This window comes from Desulfosporosinus sp. OT, assembly GCF_000224515.1.
Lineage (GTDB): Bacteria > Bacillota > Desulfitobacteriia > Desulfitobacteriales > Desulfitobacteriaceae > Desulfosporosinus.
This window is the reverse complement of record NZ_AGAF01000133.1, coordinates 1-23,392: the sequence shown is the minus strand read 5'-3', so window position 1 is coordinate 23,392 and position 23,392 is coordinate 1. Positions and strand designations below refer to the sequence as shown.

Sequence of the window (23,392 nt, the reverse complement as noted above, 5' to 3'; positions counted from 1 at the left end):
TGGCTACTGGTGGGGTGTAAATTTTGCTTCTTCGGGCTATCGACCCCGACCTTGACACTTCCACTTTCCGCTAGTGGAGTGAACATGTTGGTAGCTTTATTGATATGTGCGCTTTTCCGAATTGTCCCAGCTACTATGATCCACCCCTGGCGCAACGGCACTTAAGCCAGGGCCAGGCTTAAAGCAACAAGCCCTAACGATTCGGCGGGAATAGCTTGTAAAAGAAACAATAGAAACCTTTTCTATTTTAAAACTTCTAAAGTTATTCCTTTACAATACTATGAATAGTTATTTAAAAATATTTCCATAAGTATCCAATTGTCGCCGATTTCCGTGACAGAAATAAATTTGAGCCGATTTGCCAACTCCAGGCACGTTGGTGTTACTTCATTGCGCGCGCGCTGTTTCTACACAGTGCTAGGCAGTAATGCCTAATCAAAAGTAGACAATAGGTGTGAACCTATTGAACGGTGTTTCTGAATCATTGGGTGAAATCCCCGAATACACAGAAGATTGGCTGTGCAGAAAGGCTAATACTCCGACATGCTGTGATAAAAAGTGAAAGTGATTCATGGTATGAAGCTCGGTGAAGGCGGCGAAACGTCGATCTGTAAAATGGTTGGTAAAGTAGTCGGGCCACCATAAAACGTCCATGCCGACTCATCATAGGAACCTGCGTTTGTGCGGCTCGATAAGTAAGGGCAAAGGAAACTTTGCCATCTATCTCAGAACCGAGAGACACCGTTATAAAATTAGTGTTATGGCCGCTAGCACGACGGATTTACTAGATCCAAATATTCTTGAGATTTTTGCTCCAGAAGCTGAATTCTGGGTAAACCTTCAAGATTTAAACCCGGAATTAAAAGGAACATCTCAGGGACCTGTTATCAGCTATCATCAAACCCCTATATTAGCAATCCAGTGGTAACTTAGAATCCTATCCCTAACGCGACTATGTATTCATGCGAAATAGATGATTTAACAGATAGGAAAATCCTTGAGACAATAAATACATCAGACAATACGTTGACATTATCGTCAGACCATATAGGAGATCGAAATCATCTTTATAGGATAAGGATTGCGGCAACGGTAAATGGTCAGAAATATTGGGGGCCAAGTAAAACTTTTGAAAACGTTGATTTCTCCTTATGTATCCCGAAGATTATTTGACACTTACCGTTCAGACGCCTCCAGGTTAGATCTCAAGTTAGGTGAAGTTTCCGTCCATATGGAGTCAAAGGCAATGAGGATATGCGGTACTGAGTCAGCACTTTAGCTTCTACTACATTCAATCCATTGATTTCACTGATATCGTTACCGCTTTCAAAAGTAATTGAGCAATTAAATAAGAATCAAAATAATGGGGTAGGGGACGGTGTATCCTTTTTTAATAAGAATTAGACAAATATTGAGGAAAATCCGAATAGTCGTTGAAATATACAGTCAGTGGTAGCAAATTCATACATAGGCTAAATTGCTGGATAAAACCTAGCCTGCAGTCGAGTACCGAGTCTTGCGTGTTGGAGGTAATTCTCACGCCGAGAGCATATGCGGCAAGCTTAACGAAGCGTTTTTGGACATGCTGATTGCGTTCTTATTGCAGGAAATTGAGGATAATTGTGGAATTATTACGAATGTATTTGTTCAGGATATAGTTAAATAAATTAGTGAAAGTTTAGGAGGTCTTGTCAATGGATAAACTTCGGTATCCTATCGGTCAATTTAATATGTCAGAAGATGTTAGTCTAGATCAAGTTGAAAATTTGATTGCCCAAATTGAGGTTTTACCTAGGTTACTTACCGATTCAGTTAAAGATTTGTCTGAGGAACAATTGAGTACTTCTTACAGACCAGGAGGATGGACGATACGGCAAGTGATTCATCATATAGCTGATAGTCATATGAATAGTTACATTAGATTTAAACTCGCATTAACTGAGGACACTCCGACAATAAAGCCATTTAACGAAGTGTTATGGGCTGAGCTTGAAGATGCTCGAACCTTACCGGTGGATGTTTCTTTGAATCTTCTAGAAACTTTACATAAAAGATGGTCTGTTTTACTCAGGTCGATGTCACCTGTTGAACTCAATCGTCAATTTTGTCACCCTGAAGCGGGAGATTTAAGTCTTAAAAAGGCAATTGGGCTATATGCTTGGCACGGTAATCATCATTTGGCACATATCACGAATTATAGAAAGAATATAGGCCTTCAAACGCCTTAAGTCACGTGTTCGCTTATTCCAGCCACACCATTCATACCCAATCACCGCACCGTTGCGGCTGACAGAGGCCAAGGTTCTGATTAAGCATGGAGAATGGGCAAGTAGCTGAAAGAGTCCGTCGGCTTTTCCCAGAACCTAGCTCAAAAACTAATATGTTTCTATGATGCCTACGTGAGCCACCAGTTCGCCTTACGCGGCGCCGGGGGAATTAGATCGGAGGAATTAAAAATGCCAAAGTGTCCTAAATGTGGCTACTACTTTACAGAATACAAAAATGTTAGACAAAATAGTTAAATAGTCTGGTTATGATTCAAGCTAATTCCCCAATCATGCCGCTAGTAACGCAGGGAGGATCAATGTTTGCTAGCTTAGGTTTGCGGGAATATTTAACAGAAAAATGAAGAAAGTGACTTAAACTCACTCGCTTCAACTTGAGCACCTTGAAAGGAATAAAAGTATTATGAATGTACCATCTATCGAAGAAGCTAAGCGATTTTTGACTGAAGCCGGGACATTTAATCCTGGCCCTTGGGTAGATCATTCAATCTTTACAGCAGAAGCGGCAAGAAATATAGCCAGCAACCATCAAGAGCTTGATTCAGAGATTGCGTATATACTGGGATATCTCCACGATATTGGCAGACGTTACGGTGTGTCACAAATGAGGCACATTATAGACGGCTATAACTACTTGATTGAAAAGGGTTATGATGATTGCGCGAGAATTTGTCTCACACATTCCTTTCCCTTAAAAAACATAGGTTCATACTCTGGCAACAACGACTGTAACGCCGAAGAAACTGAATTCATTAAGAGATACATATCTGAAGTTAACTATTCTAAGTACGATGAATTGATTCAACTCTGTGATGATGGAAGAATAACCGGATATTTTTCAATAGTCGAGGTTAAAGAAGACTTTTGGGCAGGTAAGGTCTTGGTCATGAAGGGTAATTGGTTAGAACATCTTTTTATACTGCCCGAATTAATAGGGAAAAGAATTGGCTCTAAACTGATATCATACGCAATTAACATGTGTCGAGAGAAGTCTATTGGTCGATTGTTTATTTTATCCGATCCAAATGCCAAAGGGTTTTATGACAAGAAAGGAGCCAGATTTATTAAGGAATCGCCGTCAAATATTGAAGGGCGTAATGTATTGCTATATGAACTTGTCATTTGTTGAACCAGCCCGCATTCGGGGAAAAAGTATTTAGGTAAGACTTCCAGACAACTTTCTTGGGATTCCGGAAAAGGATGGTCATTTCTTGGCTCAATGTTATCAAGTTTAGAAATGGTGGCAGTGTAGTGGCTTAAGCTAAAAACATCCAGATAAATGAAGAGAAATTTGCATTTAACACATGACATGTAGTACCTTTCAAAATAAGAAACCCACACACACTTTCGTTCTGAAAGTTATGTAGGGAGCAGGACTAGCCTAGTCGATGCTCATTTTTTTTTGTCACGAAACGCCTGACCAAGTACAAGCTATTCCTTTTTATGGAACTAAAATATTCATTGTTGTATAATGAAGCTAGGGAGCCGTGATGTTTAGTTATAAAAGTGGTTGTCTGCTGGTGTGTGAAACTATGGTAGTAGCTAAAATGATACGCGATAACTAGAGAGGATGACATTAAAATGACTGGGAACAAGAAGAGTAAAACCAAGCAAACACCAACGGATGATGGATTTTTAATGTCCCCCAAAGTAGACTTCGTGTTCAAGCTAATCTTTGGAGACGAAAACAATAAAGATCTGTTAATTGCCTTTCTCAGTGCGGTATTAGGTATTCCTGCGGAAGACTTTGAAGGAATAGAAATTATCAATAGTGAGCTTTTGAGGGAGTTCGCGGAAGATAGAAAAGGAATACTTGATGTCAGAGCGAAGACGAAACAAGGGAAACAAATCGATATTGAGATTCAAATATTACCGACAGAATTCATGCCCGAAAGAACCATGTTCTACTGGTCTAAGATGTACACAAGTCAAGTAAAGTCAGGTGATACCTATTCCAAACTAAAGAAATGTATCACCATCAACATCGTTGATTTTCAATGTACTCCACTTCAAAAGTTGTACTCCAGCTATCATTTGACAGAGGACGAAACCGGCTACCGGTTGACGGACATCTTAGAGGTTCATTTCCTAGAGATTATAAAGCTAGCAAATATGGCTATTCCAAGAGATGAGAATGACCGAATTGTTGAATGGATGGAATTCCTAGATGCAAAATCAAAAGGAGTGATTGAGATGTTAGCAGAAAAGAACAAGGATATTAAAAAAGCTTATGATTTATTGCAGATCATCAGTAAGGATGAAAAGGCAAGAATGCTGTACGATGCCAGAGAAGCTGAGCTTCGTGACCAGCTAACGAGGATAGAGGCCGCAGAGAATAAAGGAAAGGCTGAAGGAAAGGCTGAAGTAGCGAGGAATCTTTTAGACCTAGGGATGGAGGTCTCAACGGTAGCGAAAGTAGCAGGGATGACGGAAGAAGAAGTTAAACTGCTAAAAGATTAATGATGTTCGAGAGAATAGCAGAGGAGAATAATGTTATGATTCTTCCTTGATAAGGGGGAAATATATGCGCGAAATGGAAAGGCATGTAATGATATTCAATGTCATTGCCCCCGTATATAATTGGTTTTTTACCAGACAAGTTCGTACTTACCGATCCCTCATAGCTCAAAACGAACGGTTATTCCAACTTCCCACAGCTGGTAGGGTTCTCGATATAGGCTGCGGGACTGGGGCTTTATTATTTTGTTTATCTGAAAGGGGTTATCAGGCTGTTGGAGTAGATTTTTCTCCTTCAATGTTACGGGCGGCCAAAAAGTCAACAGTGGGAAAATCTATAGAGTTAGTGCAAGGAGATGTAACGCAGGGCCTAGATTTTCCAGACAAGAGTTTCGACTTGGTTCTTGCCTCCTATGTTCTTCATGGTATTAGTTCCGGCTTACGACAACAATTCTATGCAGAGGCCAGCAGGCTTTCCAATGGCCGGGTTCTATTTTATGACTATAATAAGAACCGCCGGATTTTCACAGATTTAATTGAATGGGCGGAAAGAGGAGATTATTTTGAGTTCGTACGTCATGGAGAAGACGAAATGAGAGCTTGTTTTCCGTCGGTAGAAAGAATAGATGTTGGTATCCAAACCGCTCTTTATATTTGTTCACCTTTTTGATGACCGGGCTTAATCACCCCGCCAGTTACATGTCATGAACATATTTCGATTTCGTTAATAATGGAGGTTAGTTATGGTTGATATTTACCAAGTAGACTCTTTTACTATGTTGTTTGTATGAGCCTGACCGCATCATCGAGCACCAAAGATTGTTGTTCGCCAGTCTTCTAAGGGAAGTGTAATTTTAGAGGGTATTTGGCCACTGACCACAAAAACCTAGAATTATAAATCGGATCGGGAATCTTTGCTTAAATGCATTTCTTTATAGTCCTTTTAAATCATGGCTTAAGCAATATTCGTTCCATCCTGCAATAGGAGTAATTTTTCTTCCATCTTTAAATGCTACACCTATACAAATTGCTGGAAATAAATACTTTTATTTATTGTTGTATGCGGATAAAAACCATGTAAAAGAAATTGCTAACACAATAAAATTTATAGATTAGTTTGTGCGAAACAATCAATAGGCTCTGATTGATTATGCCAAAAGGAAGACACATTGAGATCATGATATGCTTAAGAAAACATAAAAATTTGCCCTTGAAATTAGTTCGGCATCGAATTATAATATTATTAACTTTGGAGGATAAGGATATTGCTTATGATGAATAAATACTTAGCTATCTCTAAAATATCTAAGATTAGAAATGAGGTTTCTGAACATATCGAGCGCGAACTAAGACATCGTGGCATCGAAGGGCTAGTTGTGTCCCATGGCAATATATTAGATATACTTTATGAGCACAATGGAAAATTAACGATGAAAGAAATTGGCGAAGGGATTGATCGTTCAAAATCTACTGTTACTCAGTTAGTGGATAGATTATTAAAGGCCGGATATGTTACCAAAGAATCTGATTTAAATGATAAGAGATATTCTTATATTGTATTAACCGAAAAGGGGTTAAGTATAAAGAAAGATTTTGTAGAGATTTCTCAAAATGTTATTGCAACGTTTTTTAAGGATTTTAAGGATGATGAAATTGTAATATTACTCTCATTATTAGATAGGGTAATATATAACTTTGAAAATTAATTTTTTTTAAAAATATAGTTCGGTGTCGAACCATCTAGAAGTTCCCATGAAGGGTGAATATATGGTGAAAAACCTAAAATTGAAGTTGAGAAACAAACTTGGTATGTTAAGGAGAGATTTATATGAATGAGACTATAAAAATAATAGAGGAACTTAGAACTGTTAGACACTTTTCAGACAAACATATACCTGAGGAACATTTAGCAGCTATATTAAAATCATGCGTTAATGCGGCTTCAGCGTCGGCTAGACAGACTTATTCAATTATCGTAATAGATGACAAAGAAGTTATGAAAGAGATAGGATATGTTGGTAAGAAAATGCTTGTATTTACAGTTGATTTTAACAGGATAATGGATACAGCCGAATACCTGGGGTTCAGATATAAATATGGAATACCGATTGTAGAGTTTATGACTGGAAGTACCGATACCATTCTTGCAGCACAGACTGCAGCTATCACTGCTAAATCCCTTGGGATAGATACTTTTTTCAGCAATTGCGTTCATAGATGCAATATGGACAAAATGTGCGAACTGCTAAATCTACCTGAAAAATTCTGTTTTCCGCTGATTGCATTATTATTGGGTTATTCAGATGAAAAGAAATCCAAGCAGACTATGAAAGGACGATTAAGTGGTCCAGGCGTCATACACTTTAATAAATACCGAAGATTGGATAATGAAGAACTGAGAAATATAGTTTTGGAGTATGATAGTTCAGATAAACATTTTTTATCCCTAATTGATAATTGGAGAGTAAAAGGATACAAGCATTATTTGGACTATTTTTATGAAAAGTGGGTGGGGTGTACTAGATTAAATGAAAACCAGATAAAATCCAGTAATCCGTACGCTCAAGCCGAGGAGATGTTAAAAAAAGTCGGTTTTTTATCGGATAACGCAAGTTTCATTTAGCAAATTATTACCTGGATTTTAGTTCTCTCTCAGTTTATTTGGACTGGTTCACTTTTTAATACGAATCACTGGTTCTATTGCCCCGACCTGGCTACATGAAGCACATTGTCCCACTTCATCAAAGGTTATAAAAAGTGCTCATGGTTTGGTTATTCCCGTTCGTTGGAACTAAGAAAGTAACATAACTGTTCTATACAGATAGAATTCATACATGGGTTGATGGTGCATTGATTATCTACAGGAACGTATTGGGCGTTTCGGTTTTGAACTTTTATGACCACTTTATGCAGGAAATGGAGGATAATAGTGGAATTATTAAGGATGTAAATGATCAAGGCTAATGAGCTTTGCCAAAGCAGTCCTCAAGAACAAATAACCGTCGGGAGCGTTGGCGCCCCTTGTAACTATGATGACTATAGGAGATTTTATGTTTAAAAATAACTTAATAAGAACTATTATCGTCCTTTTAGCTTTTTGGTTGCTCGCTTCGGCATTGTACAATGTGAATTGGGTATATCGCTCGGTTTTTATTGCAACAATGGTAGTCTGCTTACTGGTAATATGGGTTAGCAAGCGGAAATTTGGAATGGATAAGATTCTCTATTTGAAGGCCTATATTTTATAGGTTGAGAGGAGATTTGGTATGTTAGTATAACGCCAGCATGTTTACACATCTCGTTCCCAAATCGTGTGCAATATACTGTTGATCACATATATCCCCACCGGAGCGTTTTGGGCGTTCCGGTTTTTGGTTTGTAAAATATGCTAATCCGAGAGGAATATTCTGAAACTTGTAGAATGAAGAATGAGAGGGGTATCTCATTAGGCCTATTTGCTTGGCACCAAAATCCCCTGCACCCCATCGTCTTCGAAAATCCTTAAGAAGAAAAGGCATATCTACTGAATTATTAAAAGGGGTTATAAAATACTGCGAGCAATGTATTGAACCATATGCAAAAATGATTTATTGGATTTAGCAGCACAATTTCAGGATGTATTTTAGGAGTAAAGGATGATTTTTTAATCAAAGCGATGGAGAAGAGAATGGGGAACTAGCTATCCACGAACAATAAAAGAACCGAGGCGCCGCCTCGGTTTTTAACTATGTTGTTTGTATGAGCCTGACAGCCTCATCTAGCCCCAAAGATTTTTGCTCGCCAGTCTGCAAGTTTTTGAGGGTGACCATGTTTTCAGCCACTTCGTTTTCTCCTAAAAGGACTACCCAGGGAATGCTAAGTTTGTCGGCATACCCTAATTTTTTGGCAATCTTGCCGTCTTCATAATAGATCTGAAGCGAAACCCCTTGTGTTCTTAATTTCTGTGCAACGTTCAAAGCATAATCGACGGTATCTCCGAGGGGGACAATCAGAACTTCGGACGGAGCCGGATTCTCGATCTCGAAGAAGTTTGCTTCTTTTAGCTGGTAAAATAAACGAGTCAAGCCAATCGATATACCCACACCGGGCAGTTGCTGCTTGGTGTAATAACCGGCCAGGTTATCGTATCGTCCACCGGAACAAACACTGCCAATGCTTGGGTAATCATTGAGGATCGTTTCATAGATCGTCCCAGTATAATAATCTAAACCACGAGCAATGGTAAGATCAATTTGATAGTTTTCTTCCGGGACATTTAAGAGGCCGACATGGTGGATTACTTTTGAAAGCTCTTCCAGACCAAGGTTGAATTCCGGGTCATCCAAGCCCATTGCCTTAAGTTTTGTCAGAACCTCTTCATTACTGCCTTTGAGCTGAATGAACGTCATAAGTCGAAGGATAGCGGATTCTTCAATGCCTAATTCCCGGAGTTCGTTAATAACTGCTTCTGGGCCGATTTTGTCTAACTTGTCGATAATTCGCAACACATCGGCTTTGTTGGGCAGGGCTAAGGCGGAGAAAAAACCATTAAGGACTTTCCGGTTATTAATCCGGATAGTAAATGATTCAAAGCCTAGGTCCTTGAAGGTTGAGTAGATAACGCTGGGAATCTCGGCATCGTTAAGAATGCTTAATTGCCCGTTGCCTATGATGTCGATGTCACACTGGTAAAATTCCCGGAAACGGCCTTTTTGGTTGCGCTCTCCGCGGAAGACCTTGCCTAACTGATACCTGCGGAAAGGAAAGGTAAGATCGGAGGCGTGAAGGGCTACATAGCGGGCCAGGGGGACAGTCAGATCGAATCTCATTGAGAGGTCAGTGTCCCCTTTGTTAAAGCGGTAAATCTGCTTTTCCGTTTCCCCGCCCCCCTTGGCCAGAAGGATTTCGGATTTTTCGATGATCGGCGTGTCAATAGGCAGGAACCCAAATTTCTCGTAGTTCAAACGGATTGTATCTAACATGCGGTTAAACAACAACTGATCGGCTGGTAAGAGTTCCATAAATCCCGGTAAGATTGAGGGTTTCACAATATCCATGTAATTTCTCTCCTTGTGGCGATTTTTAAATTAGAGGATTTCGTCCAACCTTTGTTTGATTTCAATCAGGAAGTTACGTGTATTGACAACCTTCTTATTCGTTACTTCACACAGTTCTGCTAAATCTTTGGTCATAACCCCTTCTTCGATGGTCTTAATGGAAGCTGCCTCTAACTTGTCGGCGAATTCTACTAGTTCTTGAATTCCATCTAGTTCGCCGCGTTTTCTTAAAGCCCCAGTCCAGGCAAAAATTGTAGCCATGGAATTGGTCGATGTTTCTTCACCTTTAAGGTGTTTGTAATAATGCCTAGTGACCGTACCATGGGCAGCCTCAAATTCATAATAACCGTCGGGAGATACTAATGCCGAAGTCATCATGGCTAGGCTGCCAAAAGCAGTGGCCACCATGTCGGACATGACATCACCGTCGTAATTCTTGCAGGCCCAGATAAAACCACCTTCGGACCGGATAACTCGGGCTACAGCATCATCAATCAGAGTGTAGAAATATTCAATCTTTGCTTCTTCAAACTTCTGCTTGTATTCTTGGTCGTAGATATCTTGGAATATATCTTTAAAAGTATGATCATATTTTTTGGAAATAGTGTCTTTCGTCGAAAACCACAAATCCTGCTTGACATCGAGGGCATAATTGAAGCAAGTTCGGGCAAAACTTGCTATGGATTTATCAATATTATGCATCCCAAGAATTACACCCTTGCCTTGGAAATCAAAAATAGTCTGCCGTACTTCGCCATTTTCTCCGGTAAAAACAAGTTCGGTTTTACCTGGGCCTTCCACTCTATATTCGACGTCTTTGTAGATATCACCATAGGCATGTCGGGCAATGGTGATGGGCTTTTTCCAAGTACGGATAAAAGGTTTAATGCTGTCAACAATGATCGGCGCCCTAAAAACAGTACCATCAAGAATTGCTCTGATAGTACCGTTGGGGCTCTTCCACATTTCTTTTAGATTATATTCTTTAATCCGTTGAGCGTTGGGGGTGATGGTGGCACACTTAACAGCAACGCCATATTTTATGGTAGCAAGGGCTGAATCCGTCGTAATTTGGTCATTAGACTCATCCCTTTTCTGTAATCCCAAATCATAATACTCAGTTTTAAGTTCAACGTAAGGTTCAATTAATAATTCTTTAATCCACTTCCAAATAATTCGAGTCATTTCGTCCCCGTCCATTTCTACCAAGGGGACATTCATTTTGATTTTGGTCATTAAATTTTCTCCTTCCAAATCATAGGGGTTAATAAAAGTTAATTCTACACAAAACTTGTTAGTCCTCTATCACGGGATAATTAGTTCCCTAATAGGGGCTAATAACTGTACTGCATACCCTTGCTCTATAGTACAGGATCTTAAACAGTGGAGGCAATGAGAATTATTACAATGTTGATATTATATCCAAAAAATGCTTTGTGCAACTCTTACCGTTCCATCAAACTCATTGCCGCCTTAGCTTTTGATATGACAGTTCGTTTGTTGGTTCTTCCGATTAATATCTTGTGAAATCGAGCTCAAGCGAAGCGACAGGAAAAGAGCGAGTAGTAAGAAACTTAAGATCATGCAGATGACACCCCCCCAGCCAAACAGCGACCAAAAGATACCGCCGACTGTTCCACCGATGCTAGAACCTACATAGTAGAAGAAAAGATAAAGAGCTGAGGCCTGGGCTTTGTCATGAATAGCCTGGTGTCCAACCCAACTGCTGGCAAGGGAATGACTGCCAAAAAAACCAAAGGTAAAAATGGCGATGCCCAAGATTTTGAGCACTAAAGGAACGCTTAAGGTAATGAGTGCGCCGGAGACCATGATCAGCAGAGCGACCCAAAGTACTTGGCGACGCCCATGAATGTCTGCCAAGCGGCCCAGCCAAGTCGAGCTAAACGTCCCTACGATAAAGATCACAAAAATCCAGCCAACGATCGTTTGACTGAGTAAGTAGGGGGGAGCAATTAATTGATAGCTTATGTAATTAAAAAGTGTGACAAAACTGCCCATTAGAAAGAAGCTAATCCCATATAAGCAAAGCAGTCCGGGGTTCAAAAGGTGGTTGAACATCGATTTCAACAATTCTCTAATGTCAAACGAGCGCGGTTGAAAGTGTTTCGACTCCGGCAGCAAGTAACAAAATACTAAGCTTGCCAGGATACTTAAAATACCGATGCTACCTAGTGCTATCCGCCAATTGAAGTAATCACTGAGCATCCCGATAAAAATCCGCCCGCTCATACCGCCGACCGAGTTTCCGCTGATGTAAAGTCCCATCGCTATCCCTAAGTTAGCAGGTGCAATCTCTTCACTGAGGTAGGCCATCGCCACGGCGGGTAAACCTGCTAGGACAAGCCCCTGAAGGACACGCACGAATAGGAGAAAATAATAGTTGGGGACGAAAGGGATAAGAACGGCCAGCAGGGATGCAGCCCAAAGAGAAAATATCATGAGGGGCTTTCGGCCCTTGACTTCGGACAGGGAACCGACGAATAACATGCTAACGGCCAAGGCAATCGTCGTTAGTGAAAGCGACAGACTGGCAACAGCGGGAGAAATGTGAAACTCCCGGGAAAACTCAGGTAACAACGGTTGGGTACAATACATAATAGCGAACGTGTTGAAACCACCAAAAAATAAGGCCACGTTGGTTTTGCGGAAGGCTACAGTTCCTTTTTGAATATAACTCATCGTATGATCACCCCAAATTTGCTTACTGTTATATAGTACACCTTGAAAGGATTAACGTCTAATCTAGAATTCGAATTAATTAAGGTGTCTGTTCTCTTCCACTGCTAGCCGTTTGGGAATGACATATTCTACGATCTTTAACGTGTTAAAAAGAAATGAAAAGAGCAAATAAAATTTAACATATTCCTTACAAAGAGTTCATGGAACAGTAACAAATCTAGGCTATAATAAAGATACAACATACGCAGCCTACTCCCCCTCCAAGTGAGGGGACTTTTTTTGTACTTATTTAGAAAGCATAACTTCGATACTTTCAGTAGAATAAGCGTAGTTACTTGTTCATATGCAGCCTACGCGTCACCGACTATTAAATAAGTTTAGGATAAAAGCCTGTCTAGTGAATCGGTAAGATCCCGAATCCAGCCAGGCTTTTTCAAATTAACAATGGACTCTAAACTAATAATTATTGAACGACCACAATTTTTCTAATTGAAGAAGGAGCTTGACCTCTTATCGTCGAAAATGTTAGGTTAGAATAATCGGTTATACAAGGTAGTGGAAAAAGGCAATAGATGTGCATGCGGTAGACTTAACCATTTTTTGGTAGACACCAATTTTAGTATGTTAAATATACTAATAATTTTGAGGGGATCACATTAGAATGCAAATATATTTCTTGATTTTTTTCACAGGGGCCATATTTTATTTTCTGTTTGGCCTTTATATAATCTTAAAAGATCGAAATTCAAATATAAGCAAAATGTTATTTATTATTTGTATTGATTTGTTTTTGTGGGCAATAGGTTATAGTTTTATGTTTAATGCATCAAACATATATTTAGCTAATTATTGGAGATTAGTTGCAGCTGTGGGATGGTGTTCTTTTTTTAGCATTTGGTTAATAACTGCCCTCATGATTAAAAATGGCAATGAAACAAAACTAGGTTGGAAAAAAATATTGCTTTTATGTCTTCCAGCGGTTTTATTTTATATAAATACTTTAAGATATAACCCAAGTGATGTGCTCTATCATTTAAATAACGGATGGAGCGACAGGTACCCGGTCAATTTCTTAGAAATACTGTTTTATGTTTATACTGTTTTGTCTGCAATCTTAAATGTAATGATCTTCAGAAAAATGGCTAAAAATTCTAAATTGCAAAGAGAAAAAGAACAAGCCAAGATTATTGGAATAACAACTCTAATTTCTTTTACAATTGCTATTTTGACGGATATTGTCTTGCCTTTATTCCAAATACCAATTGTTACAATGGGAATCTTAACAGCTCCTATTGGCTTAATTGGTATTTGGTACTCAATAAAGAAATACAAATTAATAGAAATCACTCCAAAATATGTTTCTGAATATGTATTTGAATATATATTTAAAAATGTTAACGATCCAATTTTTATTATAGGAGAAGATTTTTCAATAAAAAAGGCCAATAATATAGCTTTAGAAAGTATGACAGAAGTAACATTTCATACAATGGTTGAAAATAATAAGGAAATCTTTCAAAATCTACTTCAAACAGGGAGTATTGATAATATTGAAGTCGATCTTATCAATAAGGATATTACCTTAGCATGTGAATTATCTGGTAAGGTTATTTATGATGAATTTAAAGATATATTAGGTATTGTAATAATTCTACATGATATTTCAGAGAGGAAAAAAACTGAAAAACTGTTAAGAATCTATAACAATCAATTGGAAGATGAACGGAAGCGCCTTTATTCATTAATTGATGAATTACCAGGATTAGTTTGTATTCGAACAATCAAGGGGCAAATAGTTTTTGCTAACCATAATTTCAAACAGGTTTTCGGCGAAACGAATAATAAGCAGTGTCATTACATTTTTTATAATAAAGATGAACCTTGCAGCAATTGTGAAATACTACTGAGTTCCGAAGCGGAAACACGCAAGCAATGGCAATGTGTTATTAGAGACACTATTTTCGAAGTATTTCAGCAACCTTTTCAAGATTCTAAAGGTGAACAACTATTTCTAATGCAAATGAATGATATTACTAAAAGAGAGCTGGCTTTAGAGGAAGTAACTCGTTTAGATAGACTAAATCTTGTTGGAGAATTAGCAGCCAGTATTGCCCATGAAGTACGTAATCCTATGACTACAGTACGAGGTTTTTTACAGATATTAAAAAGTAGAGATATGTCCCAACAAAACGTAGAATACTTTGATTTGATGATTAGCGAGTTAGATGGGGCGAACAGCATACTTACTGAGTTTTTATCGATAGCAAAAACAAAATCAAAATTAGATACTGGAATAAAACTTAACCATTTAGTCAATTCATTGTATCCTTTAATTTTTGCAGATGCTACGAATCAGGATAAACAAGTTGAATTGGCAACTGAAGAAGTAGCAGAAGCGATAATGAATGAGAGGGAAATAAGACAGTTAATCCTAAATCTCACAAGAAACGGACTAGAGTCAATGCCCGCAAAGGGGACACTCAAAATAATGACTTATATGGAGGAAAACAATATAGTCCTTGCTGTACAAGACCAAGGTGCAGGAATTAATGATGAAATTATTGCGAGATTAGGGACGCCGTTTCTAACAACAAAGGAAGGCGGTACTGGTTTGGGCTTAGCGTCGTGTTACAGTATATCTGAAAGACATAATGCCAAGATCGTTGTAGAATCTTCCTCTTCCGGTACGACCTTTTACGTAAAATTTAAGGCGATAAGTAATTAAAGTGATATGAAATATACTGATTTGTGGAAGAGAGACATTCATAAATCCACAGTTACCAAGTGATGCAGTTACCCTGTAACAGAACGTAGTTCGTCAATGCGCTATGACGCTGGAGGATAAGGGGATTTTCCATGAATGTAGAAGTTTTACTAACGAACAAAGAGCTTTGTGTCGGTTGCAACAAATGTATAGCCAAATGCTTTGTTAAAGCTAATGTAGCCTTTCTATATAATGGTGGGAATAGGGTTAAAGTCGATCATCTTAAATGTATCCACTGTGGGGCATGTATTGAAGTATGTGATCATAATGCTCGAGATTTTGCAGATGATACAGAGAAATTTTTCTTTGATCTCAAGCAGGGGGGCGATATTTCAGTCATCGTTGCTCCGTCCATACGCTTTAACTTTCCAAATTATAAAAGGTTATTTGGCTTTCTAAAGTCATTGGGGGTAAAACTAATCTATGATGTATCTCTTGGCGCAGATATTACTACTTGGGCCTATCTAAAAGTGATGCAGGAGAAGAAACTGGATTCAATCATAGCTCAGCCCTGTCCGGTGATTGTAAACTACATCCAAAAATACCGTTCGGAATTAATCGCAAGACTTGCGCCGATCCATAGTCCAATGATGTGCACGGCCATTTACTTAAGGAAATACAAAGGGGTTGAAGGTCGAATCGCGTTCTTATCTCCTTGTATCGGTAAAATTGATGAGATTAACGAAGAATATGCCTCCGGTCTAGTAAACTATAATGTCACCTATGAAAAAATGGAGCGCTATTTTCAAAGCACCCACGTGGACTTAACGGATTTTCCAGAAGAAAATTTTGATGATGTTGGGTGCGGTATTGGTCTAACTTTCAGTCGGCCAGGCGGTCTTCGTGAAAACGTTGAGTTCCACTCGAAGGGTACGTGGATAAGACAAGTTGAAGGTCGAGAACATGCTTATAATTACCTAGACCAGTACGCTGAACGCATGCATGAGCACAAGCCTCTGCCGCACATTGTGGACATTTTGAACTGCCAGAGTGGTTGTAATATTGGTACAGGTACGTGCAAGTCTGTGAGCATTGACGACGTCGACTATAAAATGAATCAACTTAAAAAAGATAAAATTGAGATTTATCAACAAAGAATACGTAATCAAGAAATTCCCACAGTCTTTGAGTTATTTGACAAGGAGCTTCGCAGGAGTGACTTTACTAGGCTGTATGAAGATAAGTCTCAATTTGTTGAGAGTGCCCAGGCGCTTGATCTCGAGCCGATTTTTGCATTGTTGCATAAAACTACGGAGGCATCCCGAAATATTAATTGTTTCGCCTGTGGATTCGGCAATTGCCAAGAGTTTGCCAAAGCGGTGGCCCAGGGAACAAATCACGTCAGCAACTGTATCGATTTTAATCGTAAAGAGTTAGTGCGTAAAAACGAACATCTCTCTGAAACGAATAGGAAAGTTAAGCAATTGGATTATTTGGCAACTCACGATTTCTTAACAAGTATTCCAAACCGCTATTACCTAGAGGAATATCTGAAAAAGCTCATCACTCATGACACTGGAAGTCACGAAAATGCCCTGCTGTTTATTGATATCGATAATTTCAAAGTCGTTAATGACTCCTTTGGACATGCAAGTGGAGATCGGATATTACTTGATTTTGTCGATCGAATACAGACGTATTCAGGACCAGAGGTCTTCTTGGCAAGACTCGGCGGAGATGAATTTGCGATTGTTTTAAGGAGCACGAGTTTGGACAATGCCAAAACGTTTGCCAATCAACTTTTGCGGGCATTTCAAAGCGAAGAGTTCAAGGTCGATGGTTATCAAGTAACCATCAAAGTAACAGCTAGTATTGGCATTATCATGATTGATGGAACGAAAGATACTCAGACACTTTTTTCGCATGCAGATATGGCCTTATATACTGCAAAGGATGAAGGAAAGAATCGCTTTAGCATCATCGAATCTGCTTACGACTTAGCTTTTTTATCGGCCTCTAACCGAACTATTCTTCAAATTAATGATGCCTTAAAAGAAAATAGATTTGTATTATTCTTCCAACCCGTGTTTGGGAAAAATGGGACCATTGTACATCATGAGGCCTTACTGAGGATGTTGGACCCAGAAGGGAAACTCGTGTTTCCAAATGAATTTTTGATGATCGCCGAACGCTTCGGATTAATGTCTCAAATAGATCGTTGGGTTGTCAATGGAGCCATAGAAGTTCTACAGAATCGGCAGGATTTATCCATTTTTGTGAATATCTCAGCATCAAGTCTCGGAGATACAGAATTACTAACCTTTATAGAAAATAGGATGAAAGAAACCCAAATTCAGCCTTCACGGATAGGATTTGAAATCACTGAAACGGCTGCTATCAAGGACTTGGATCAAGCAGAACATTGGATTAGAAAACTGAAATTAATGGGCTGTAAGTTTGCACTTGATGACTTCGGAGTAGGATTTCTAACGTTTACGCATCTCCAGAGGCTTTCTGTCGATTATCTTAAAATTGACGGCTTATTTATTCGCGATTTGGATGTTGATCCGACGAACAAGGCCTTGGTGCAGGCCATTAACGCTGTTGCCCACGCCTTGGGCAAGGCGACAATTGCCGAATATGTGGAAAGTGCTGCAATATGGTTAATTTTGAAGGAACTAGAGATCGATTGTGGGCAAGGGTATTTTTTAGGAAAGCCGGCACCGATGGTACAGCGCAGAGTGTAACTCAAGAACAGGTTATTTTGGGTGTTGAGTTTACAACTGCTAATAAATCGAGTACAATAAATGAGCAGGTGATTACTAATGCAATATAAAAAAGATGAGTTGCGTGAGACGATCTTATTCGAGTCAGAAAAAGAATTCTTTGAAAAAGGCTATCGAAACGCTTCCTTACGACAGATAGCCAAAAGAGCGGGTATGACAATTGGCAATTTATATCATTATTTCGATAACAAGGAAGCCTTATTTGATGAACTAGTTAAACACGAATATGATGCTTTTATCTATATGCTTAATAACCATTATGATCGTGAAGTTATGGCAAATATCAGTGAGTCGGTTGATCTTGCTATATGGAGAAAAGTTTTGTGCAGCTTTTTAGCGCAATTAAAACCTATCTTTACAAATCGGTTTTTAATTATGTTGGATATGAGTGCTGGAACAAACTATGAACATACAAAAGCGGAATTTGTTAAGTTTCTCAGTGCCCACTTCTTTGACCATTTTGAACGCTCTGAAAATCCCGCAATGGTTTTTTCTCCGAAATTTGTGGAACTAATTTCGATCCAGATTATTGATGGTATAATAACAATCCTTCGCAAGGTAACGGATGAAAATGAGCGGCTTGATATGATGGCTGATTTGTTCCTGTTCTATATCTTAGGTATTATGGGAATGACTAAGTAGAATATTTTTTGGATTAATAATGAACGAATGATCATTATTAGGAGGGGCTAGGATGTTAAGCGTCAAAAATTTGGAATATAAATATCGCGGGGCTAAGGTGAACACACTCAAAGGCATCGATTTCAGGATCCACCCTGGGGAAATCTTTGGCTTCCTGGGTCCCAGTGGATCAGGCAAAACAACCATCCAAAGAGTATTGATCGGTCTTCTTAAGGGCTATAACGGTAGTATTACAGCCTTTGACAAGGAACGCAGAGATTTCGGACGTGATTTCTACGAGAAGATCGGTGTCGCCTTTGACTTCCCTAATCTCTACTTGAAGTTGACTGCGAAAGAAAATTTACAACTAATTGCTGAATATTATCAGAATCCTCCCAAGGATTTTGACGCTTTGCTGGATCAGGTTGGGCTATTACCCGACAAGGATAAAAAGGTTGAGGGTTTTTCTAAAGGGATGAAAATGCGGTTGAATTTCATAAGGAGTATTATGCATAATCCCGCCCTGATGTTTTTTGATGAGCCGACGTCAGGACTTGATCCGGTCAATGCTAAACTTATCAAAGACATGATTTTAACGATGAAAGGAGAAGGTAAAACGGTCTTCCTGACGACGCACAATATGACTATTGCAGAGCAGTTATGCGACAGGGTTGCCTTTTTAGTCGATGGACAGATATCACTCTGTGATACTCCTTATGCCTTGAAGTTGAAATACGGGCGTAAAACTGTCAAGGTTGATTTTCTTAGCTGCGGCACACCAGACACCTCGGAATTTGAACTTGACCAGCTCAGTGGAAACCAACAATTTTTGGATATCATTTCCTACTCAGAGATTAAAAGTATTCACAGCCAAGATGCTAGCTTGGAGGATATCTTCATCAAAGTGACAGGGAGAGAACTGATATGAGACTTATCGCAGCGCTTAAATCAGACCTGAAATTTCAGTTCAAGCATGGTTTCTATACGGTTTACACCCTCATAGCTGTTTTATATATTATCATTTTGCAGAAAATACCGGGTGGTTTGTTTAAGGATTATACCTTGGCTCTAATCGTATTTTCTGATCCGGCGATGCTTGGGTTCTTCTTCATTGGCGGAATCGTCATGTTGGAAAAGCAGCAGGGAATCTTAGACTATCTGGCGGTCACGCCTTTGTCTCCTCAGGAATATATCACCTCAAAGGTTGTGACACTTGCCCTCTTATCGGTAAGCGCTTCAGTCGTTATTGCCCTTATGACTCATTTAAGCGGCGTAAATTGGCTATTGCTAACCATATCTATTTTGGCATTATCAGTATTCTTTACACTCTATGGTTTTATGGTTACCTTAGGCTGCCGCACGATTAATCAATATTTCTTCAAAACAGTTCCTTTTCTGCTTCTGACAACGATGCCGTGTTTTGCTATTTTCATATTTCCTCATTTATGGATAGTTTCCTTGCTACCGAATGTCGCAGGCTTAAAGCTTACACTTGGCCTATTCTTAGGATTACCGTGGCAAGAGAGTTTATTATATCTCTTGATCTTAGGCCTATGGGATATCGTCATTTATAAGTTATCCTTAAAGGTTCATAGTAGTAGCTAGGAGGAGGGTTATTAGTGAGGATTAAGGCTTTTTCTTTCGATATAAGAAGGTTGTTGCGAGATCAGATCTTGCGAATATTTTTGTTTGTTCCCTTGATAGCCTTGGTAGCGATTAAGTTATTCCTGATTTTTGGAGAACCAAGGCTAAGTGAACTGACTGGTTTCTTAATGGCCCCTTATCATGGATACATTTTGACGATTTGTTTGACGCTTTCGCCTTATTTGCTTGGTACCGTTACGGCCTTTTTGATGATTGATGAACGTGATGAAAGTATCTATGAGTTGATGTCTGTCATGCCGATTGGCTATAAAGGTTATATTGCAAGCCGACTTTTAATACCGTTTATTTTATGTATCCCTTATACGCTACTGAGTTGTTTCGTCTTAAATCTAGTTGATCTATCAGTGAGCAAAGTAATCATCATTGCCTTGTTGAGTGGTGTACAGAGTATTGTGGTCACCCTCTTGATGTTTTCTTTAGCAGATAATAAGGTTCAAGGTTTGACCTATTCCAAAGGGCTTAATATCTTTGTTCTCGCAGCAGTCTCCGATTTGGTGAATTTGAGATGGATAAGCAATATCTCTGCCTTCATACCGTTTTATTGGACTACTCAGTTACTCATATATCCTCTAAACTTTCGTTCACTGTCTTTAGCCATGATAGTTCACTTGGCATGGCTGTATTTGGCACTAAGTCTTGTGAGAGCGCGTAGATAGTAAACAGTGGTGTGAATTGCATTATCATTCAAGCAAACAATAAGGTGTGTTCATGATATTAATGTAAGACGTATAATCATGAAAATTGAAAAGTACCTACAGACCAAACACTCTTTTTTAAAGTGTTCAGTCTATAGGTACCAGTTTAGAAGTCCCTCTTTTTTCTTTACTCCCTATAAACATAGATCTAGAAATTTTATTGAAGATGTAATTCATACTCCTCAGTCTGTGCTAACGCGAAAGAACTTTCTTTAGGGTCGAAATCTAATTAATGATGGTTACCGTGTTTTCTTTTCTTGGTGCTGCAGTCGGGGGTTCTACGGCTGCATAACCAAAGACACCTGAAGTGAATATCTTATAACCTTGGGGAATACCTAAGGCGTTCATTAGAGCATTACCTTCTTCACTATTACTTAAGTGAGTTAGGGCATGAATCCAACAAGACCCTATCCCAATAGAAGAAGCGGCTAAAAATAAATTGCCCATTGCCAAGGTGCAGTCACATTGTGGGGCAATAGCTTTTTCGTCACCGGATACAATTATCCAGGTAGGGGCATTGTAAAAAGCATTGAATTTATCAGATTTCGCCATCTCTTCGAAGCGTTTATTACCTGACTTTAGGAAAATGCCTCGGAGCGTTTGATTTATTTTCTGGATAGTATCCGTGTCTTGTACTACAGTAAAATGCCAAGACTGTTGATTCATGGCACTGGGAGCATACATTCCCGCCTTTAAAATTAGTTGCAAGTCCTCATCCTTAATTTGTTCTTGCTTATAAGCTCTGATGCTTCGTCTACTCAAAATTGTTGAAATTGTCTCGTTCATCAAAATCATTCTCCTTAATTTAGAGTGCAGGTTATGTAACTTCACTATAGTATATCAGTAAACAAGAATTATATAAGTTACTCGTTTTTTCTAAAAGCAGCTGAAGATGCCATTAAGATCGAATTGCCTGATGCGAAGTAAGCTAAACGTAAAGCCTCAGCAATTTCAGCATCGGTTGCCCCAGCTGATCTGGCTTGCCTAGCTACGGAAGTTACGCCTGGAACTGAACCATGAGCGGCATCCAAAGCTAAGGCAATCAGGAGTTTAGTCTTTTCATCTAGAGCTCCCGGTGTCATAGCTGACGAGACTACTTTCTCAATAGCTTGTCCAAAGTCAGGGTCATCTGCTTCCAGGAACTTTAGAAAAGGTGGTAATGCCATTATAAAACCTCCCATACCTAATTTGTTTATTAAGAAATAGTATAGCATTTTTAGGAATTGCTCAGCAAATCATCAAACTCTCTATATCCACTCTTCAGCCAGAAGGGAACCTATCTTTTCAACTGCAGTACTGTAACAACTATAATTCCCGGGGTACTTAAAAAGGCAGGTTTCAATGCAATGTCTTAATATTATTAATAAAAACATTAATAATATTAAACTATTTATTGACATATTAAATATATAGAGTTATGATCATAAACATAGAAGTGCTTCAAGTAACCGAAGTTAGAGGTGATGATCTTGGTATATAAAATGCCCCATCGGTGTCCGGTGTGTGATTACGAAATGCGAATCAGCAAATTAACCTGCACCCATTGTCCGACCAAAATTGAAGGAGATTTCAGCTCCTGTAAATTTTGTCAGCTTCCGGCAGAACAACTAATTTTCGTGGAAGCGTTTATCAAATGCCGGGGAAATATCAAAGAGGTGGAAAAGGAGTTGGGTATATCTTATCCAACCGTTCGAAGTCGCTTGGATAGTGTGATTGAAACCCTGGGTTATAGTGTGGAAAAGGAGCAAGAAAAGGCAAAGGTTGACTCACAAGAGGAAAGTTTACGCAGGCAGGGGATTCTGGAAGCCCTCGAGCGAGGGGATATTTCACCACAGGAAGCTACCCATCAAATGAGAAAAACAGGTAAATAAGAAAGGAGCGAGGATAATGAGTAACGAGAAAATGAAGATTCTCGAGATGATTCAAGAAGGTAAACTTACAGCGACTGAAGGGATGGATTTGTTAAAGGCGATTGAGGAGGGGAGTCCGCGTGAAGAGGTTCTTCAGATGGCTGAACTTGAGCCAGAAAAAAGGGCGAAAATTGCCGCGACTTACGGAGATCGCTTCTTGCGTGTTCGGGTCGTCGGAGAAAAGACTTTAAAGGTCAATGTCAATGTTCCTTTCAGCCTGATACGATCAGCCTCTAAACTTATTGTTTACGCAATGAGCTTTGTTCCTGCTGATAAGCGTGCGGAGTTGGAACAAAAAGGTCTTGATTTGCAAGCTTTGGACGTTGAAGGGCTTGTCCGAATCATTGAAGAAAGCGTGGATGGCAAGATCGTTGACGTTGAAGTTGCAGACCCTCAAGAGGGAAGAATCAAGGTGGAAGTGTGTGTGGAGTAAATCAGCTATGTGGTTAGTGGTACGGATTAAACTTAAACGGCGCTGGGGATTTGCATTTCCGGTGCCTATCTGGGTAGTTGATGCATTCATGGAGGCCCTT

At 39.2% G+C, this 23,392-nt stretch carries 20 protein-coding genes; 15 read left to right on the top strand and 5 right to left on the bottom strand.

All coding sequences use genetic code 11. The annotated features are described in order from the left end of the window. Window positions 1–652: 652 nt before the first annotated feature. The 7 genes from DOT_RS12410 to DOT_RS12375 all read left to right on the top strand — a co-directional run bounded on the left by DOT_RS12410 (window position 653) and on the right by DOT_RS12375 (window position 7,365). Window positions 653–928 (top strand): hypothetical protein, encoded by a 276-nt coding sequence (locus DOT_RS12410; RefSeq protein WP_157998450.1) that lies wholly within the window; start codon window positions 653–655, stop codon window positions 926–928. A 766-nt stretch (window positions 929–1,694) separates the two neighbouring features. Continuing rightward, window positions 1,695–2,228 (top strand): YfiT family bacillithiol transferase, encoded by a 534-nt coding sequence (locus tag DOT_RS12405; RefSeq protein WP_009618976.1) that lies wholly within the window; start codon window positions 1,695–1,697, stop codon window positions 2,226–2,228. Between the two features lie 460 nt (window positions 2,229–2,688). Continuing rightward, on the top strand, window positions 2,689–3,414 hold the full coding sequence (locus DOT_RS28635) for a GNAT family N-acetyltransferase (RefSeq protein ID WP_009618975.1): 726 nt from the start codon (window positions 2,689–2,691) through the stop codon (window positions 3,412–3,414). A gap of 452 nt (window positions 3,415–3,866) precedes the next feature. After that, entirely contained in the window at window positions 3,867–4,745 is an 879-nt protein-coding gene (locus DOT_RS12390) for an Rpn family recombination-promoting nuclease/putative transposase (RefSeq protein WP_009618973.1), read from the top strand. A 64-nt stretch (window positions 4,746–4,809) separates the two neighbouring features. Next, on the top strand, window positions 4,810–5,412 hold the full coding sequence (locus tag DOT_RS12385; RefSeq protein WP_009618971.1) for a class I SAM-dependent methyltransferase: 603 nt from the start codon (window positions 4,810–4,812) through the stop codon (window positions 5,410–5,412). Between the two features lie 601 nt (window positions 5,413–6,013). Beyond that, a complete protein-coding gene (locus DOT_RS12380) occupies window positions 6,014–6,448 on the top strand; it encodes a MarR family transcriptional regulator (RefSeq protein WP_009618969.1) in 435 nt (144 codons plus the stop codon). A gap of 122 nt (window positions 6,449–6,570) precedes the next feature. Continuing rightward, window positions 6,571–7,365, top strand: coding sequence for a nitroreductase family protein (locus tag DOT_RS12375; protein WP_009618967.1), 795 nt, complete (start codon window positions 6,571–6,573; stop codon window positions 7,363–7,365). 1,102 nt (window positions 7,366–8,467) lie between these two features. Here the strand turns inward: DOT_RS12375 and hisS are convergent. From hisS to DOT_RS12355, 3 genes are all read right to left on the bottom strand, one after another. Beyond that, window positions 8,468–9,778 carry a histidine--tRNA ligase gene (gene hisS, locus DOT_RS12365; protein ID WP_009618960.1) on the bottom strand — a complete coding sequence of 437 codons (1,311 nt, stop codon included), beginning with the start codon at window positions 9,776–9,778 and terminating at the stop codon, window positions 8,468–8,470. Window positions 9,779–9,808: 30 nt separating this feature from the next. Further along, window positions 9,809–11,014 (bottom strand): NADP-dependent isocitrate dehydrogenase, encoded by a 1,206-nt coding sequence (locus DOT_RS12360; protein WP_009618958.1) that lies wholly within the window; start codon window positions 11,012–11,014, stop codon window positions 9,809–9,811. Between the two features lie 237 nt (window positions 11,015–11,251). Next, window positions 11,252–12,478, bottom strand: coding sequence for an MFS transporter (locus DOT_RS12355; protein WP_040412051.1), 1,227 nt, complete (start codon window positions 12,476–12,478; stop codon window positions 11,252–11,254). A 661-nt stretch (window positions 12,479–13,139) separates the two neighbouring features. Here DOT_RS12355 and DOT_RS27815 point away from each other — a divergent pair. The 6 genes from DOT_RS27815 to DOT_RS12325 all read left to right on the top strand — a co-directional run bounded on the left by DOT_RS27815 (window position 13,140) and on the right by DOT_RS12325 (window position 20,910). Then, window positions 13,140–15,203, top strand: coding sequence for an ATP-binding protein (locus DOT_RS27815; RefSeq protein WP_009618952.1), 2,064 nt, complete (start codon window positions 13,140–13,142; stop codon window positions 15,201–15,203). Window positions 15,204–15,334: 131 nt separating this feature from the next. After that, window positions 15,335–17,929: an EAL domain-containing protein gene (locus DOT_RS12345; protein ID WP_009618950.1), complete on the top strand. Its 2,595-nt coding sequence runs from the start codon at window positions 15,335–15,337 to the stop codon at window positions 17,927–17,929. A gap of 78 nt (window positions 17,930–18,007) precedes the next feature. Then, on the top strand, window positions 18,008–18,610 hold the full coding sequence (locus tag DOT_RS27810; protein WP_009618935.1) for a TetR/AcrR family transcriptional regulator: 603 nt from the start codon (window positions 18,008–18,010) through the stop codon (window positions 18,608–18,610). A 52-nt stretch (window positions 18,611–18,662) separates the two neighbouring features. Beyond that, a complete protein-coding gene (locus DOT_RS12335) occupies window positions 18,663–19,517 on the top strand; it encodes an ABC transporter ATP-binding protein (RefSeq protein ID WP_009618933.1) in 855 nt (284 codons plus the stop codon). Next, on the top strand, window positions 19,514–20,194 hold the full coding sequence (locus tag DOT_RS12330; RefSeq protein WP_009618930.1) for an ABC transporter: 681 nt from the start codon (window positions 19,514–19,516) through the stop codon (window positions 20,192–20,194). The genes DOT_RS12335 and DOT_RS12330 overlap by 4 nt, the downstream gene beginning before the upstream one ends. 14 nt (window positions 20,195–20,208) lie before the next feature. Then, a complete protein-coding gene (locus tag DOT_RS12325) occupies window positions 20,209–20,910 on the top strand; it encodes a hypothetical protein (RefSeq protein WP_009618928.1) in 702 nt (233 codons plus the stop codon). 264 nt (window positions 20,911–21,174) lie between these two features. Here the strand turns inward: DOT_RS12325 and DOT_RS12320 are convergent, their stop codons facing one another. Continuing rightward, window positions 21,175–21,735 (bottom strand): nitroreductase family protein, encoded by a 561-nt coding sequence (locus tag DOT_RS12320; RefSeq protein WP_009618926.1) that lies wholly within the window; start codon window positions 21,733–21,735, stop codon window positions 21,175–21,177. 77 nt (window positions 21,736–21,812) lie between these two features. After that, entirely contained in the window at window positions 21,813–22,115 is a 303-nt protein-coding gene (locus DOT_RS12315) for a carboxymuconolactone decarboxylase family protein (RefSeq protein ID WP_009618924.1), read from the bottom strand. Between the two features lie 303 nt (window positions 22,116–22,418). Here DOT_RS12315 and DOT_RS12310 point away from each other — a divergent pair, with 303 nt between their 5' ends. Together DOT_RS12310 and DOT_RS12305 are read left to right on the top strand one after the other, a co-directional pair. Beyond that, window positions 22,419–22,820: a DUF2089 domain-containing protein gene (locus DOT_RS12310; RefSeq protein WP_040412050.1), complete on the top strand. Its 402-nt coding sequence runs from the start codon at window positions 22,419–22,421 to the stop codon at window positions 22,818–22,820. Window positions 22,821–22,836: 16 nt separating this feature from the next. Then, window positions 22,837–23,292: a hypothetical protein gene (locus tag DOT_RS12305; RefSeq protein WP_040412048.1), complete on the top strand. Its 456-nt coding sequence runs from the start codon at window positions 22,837–22,839 to the stop codon at window positions 23,290–23,292. Window positions 23,293–23,392 lie beyond the last annotated feature (100 nt).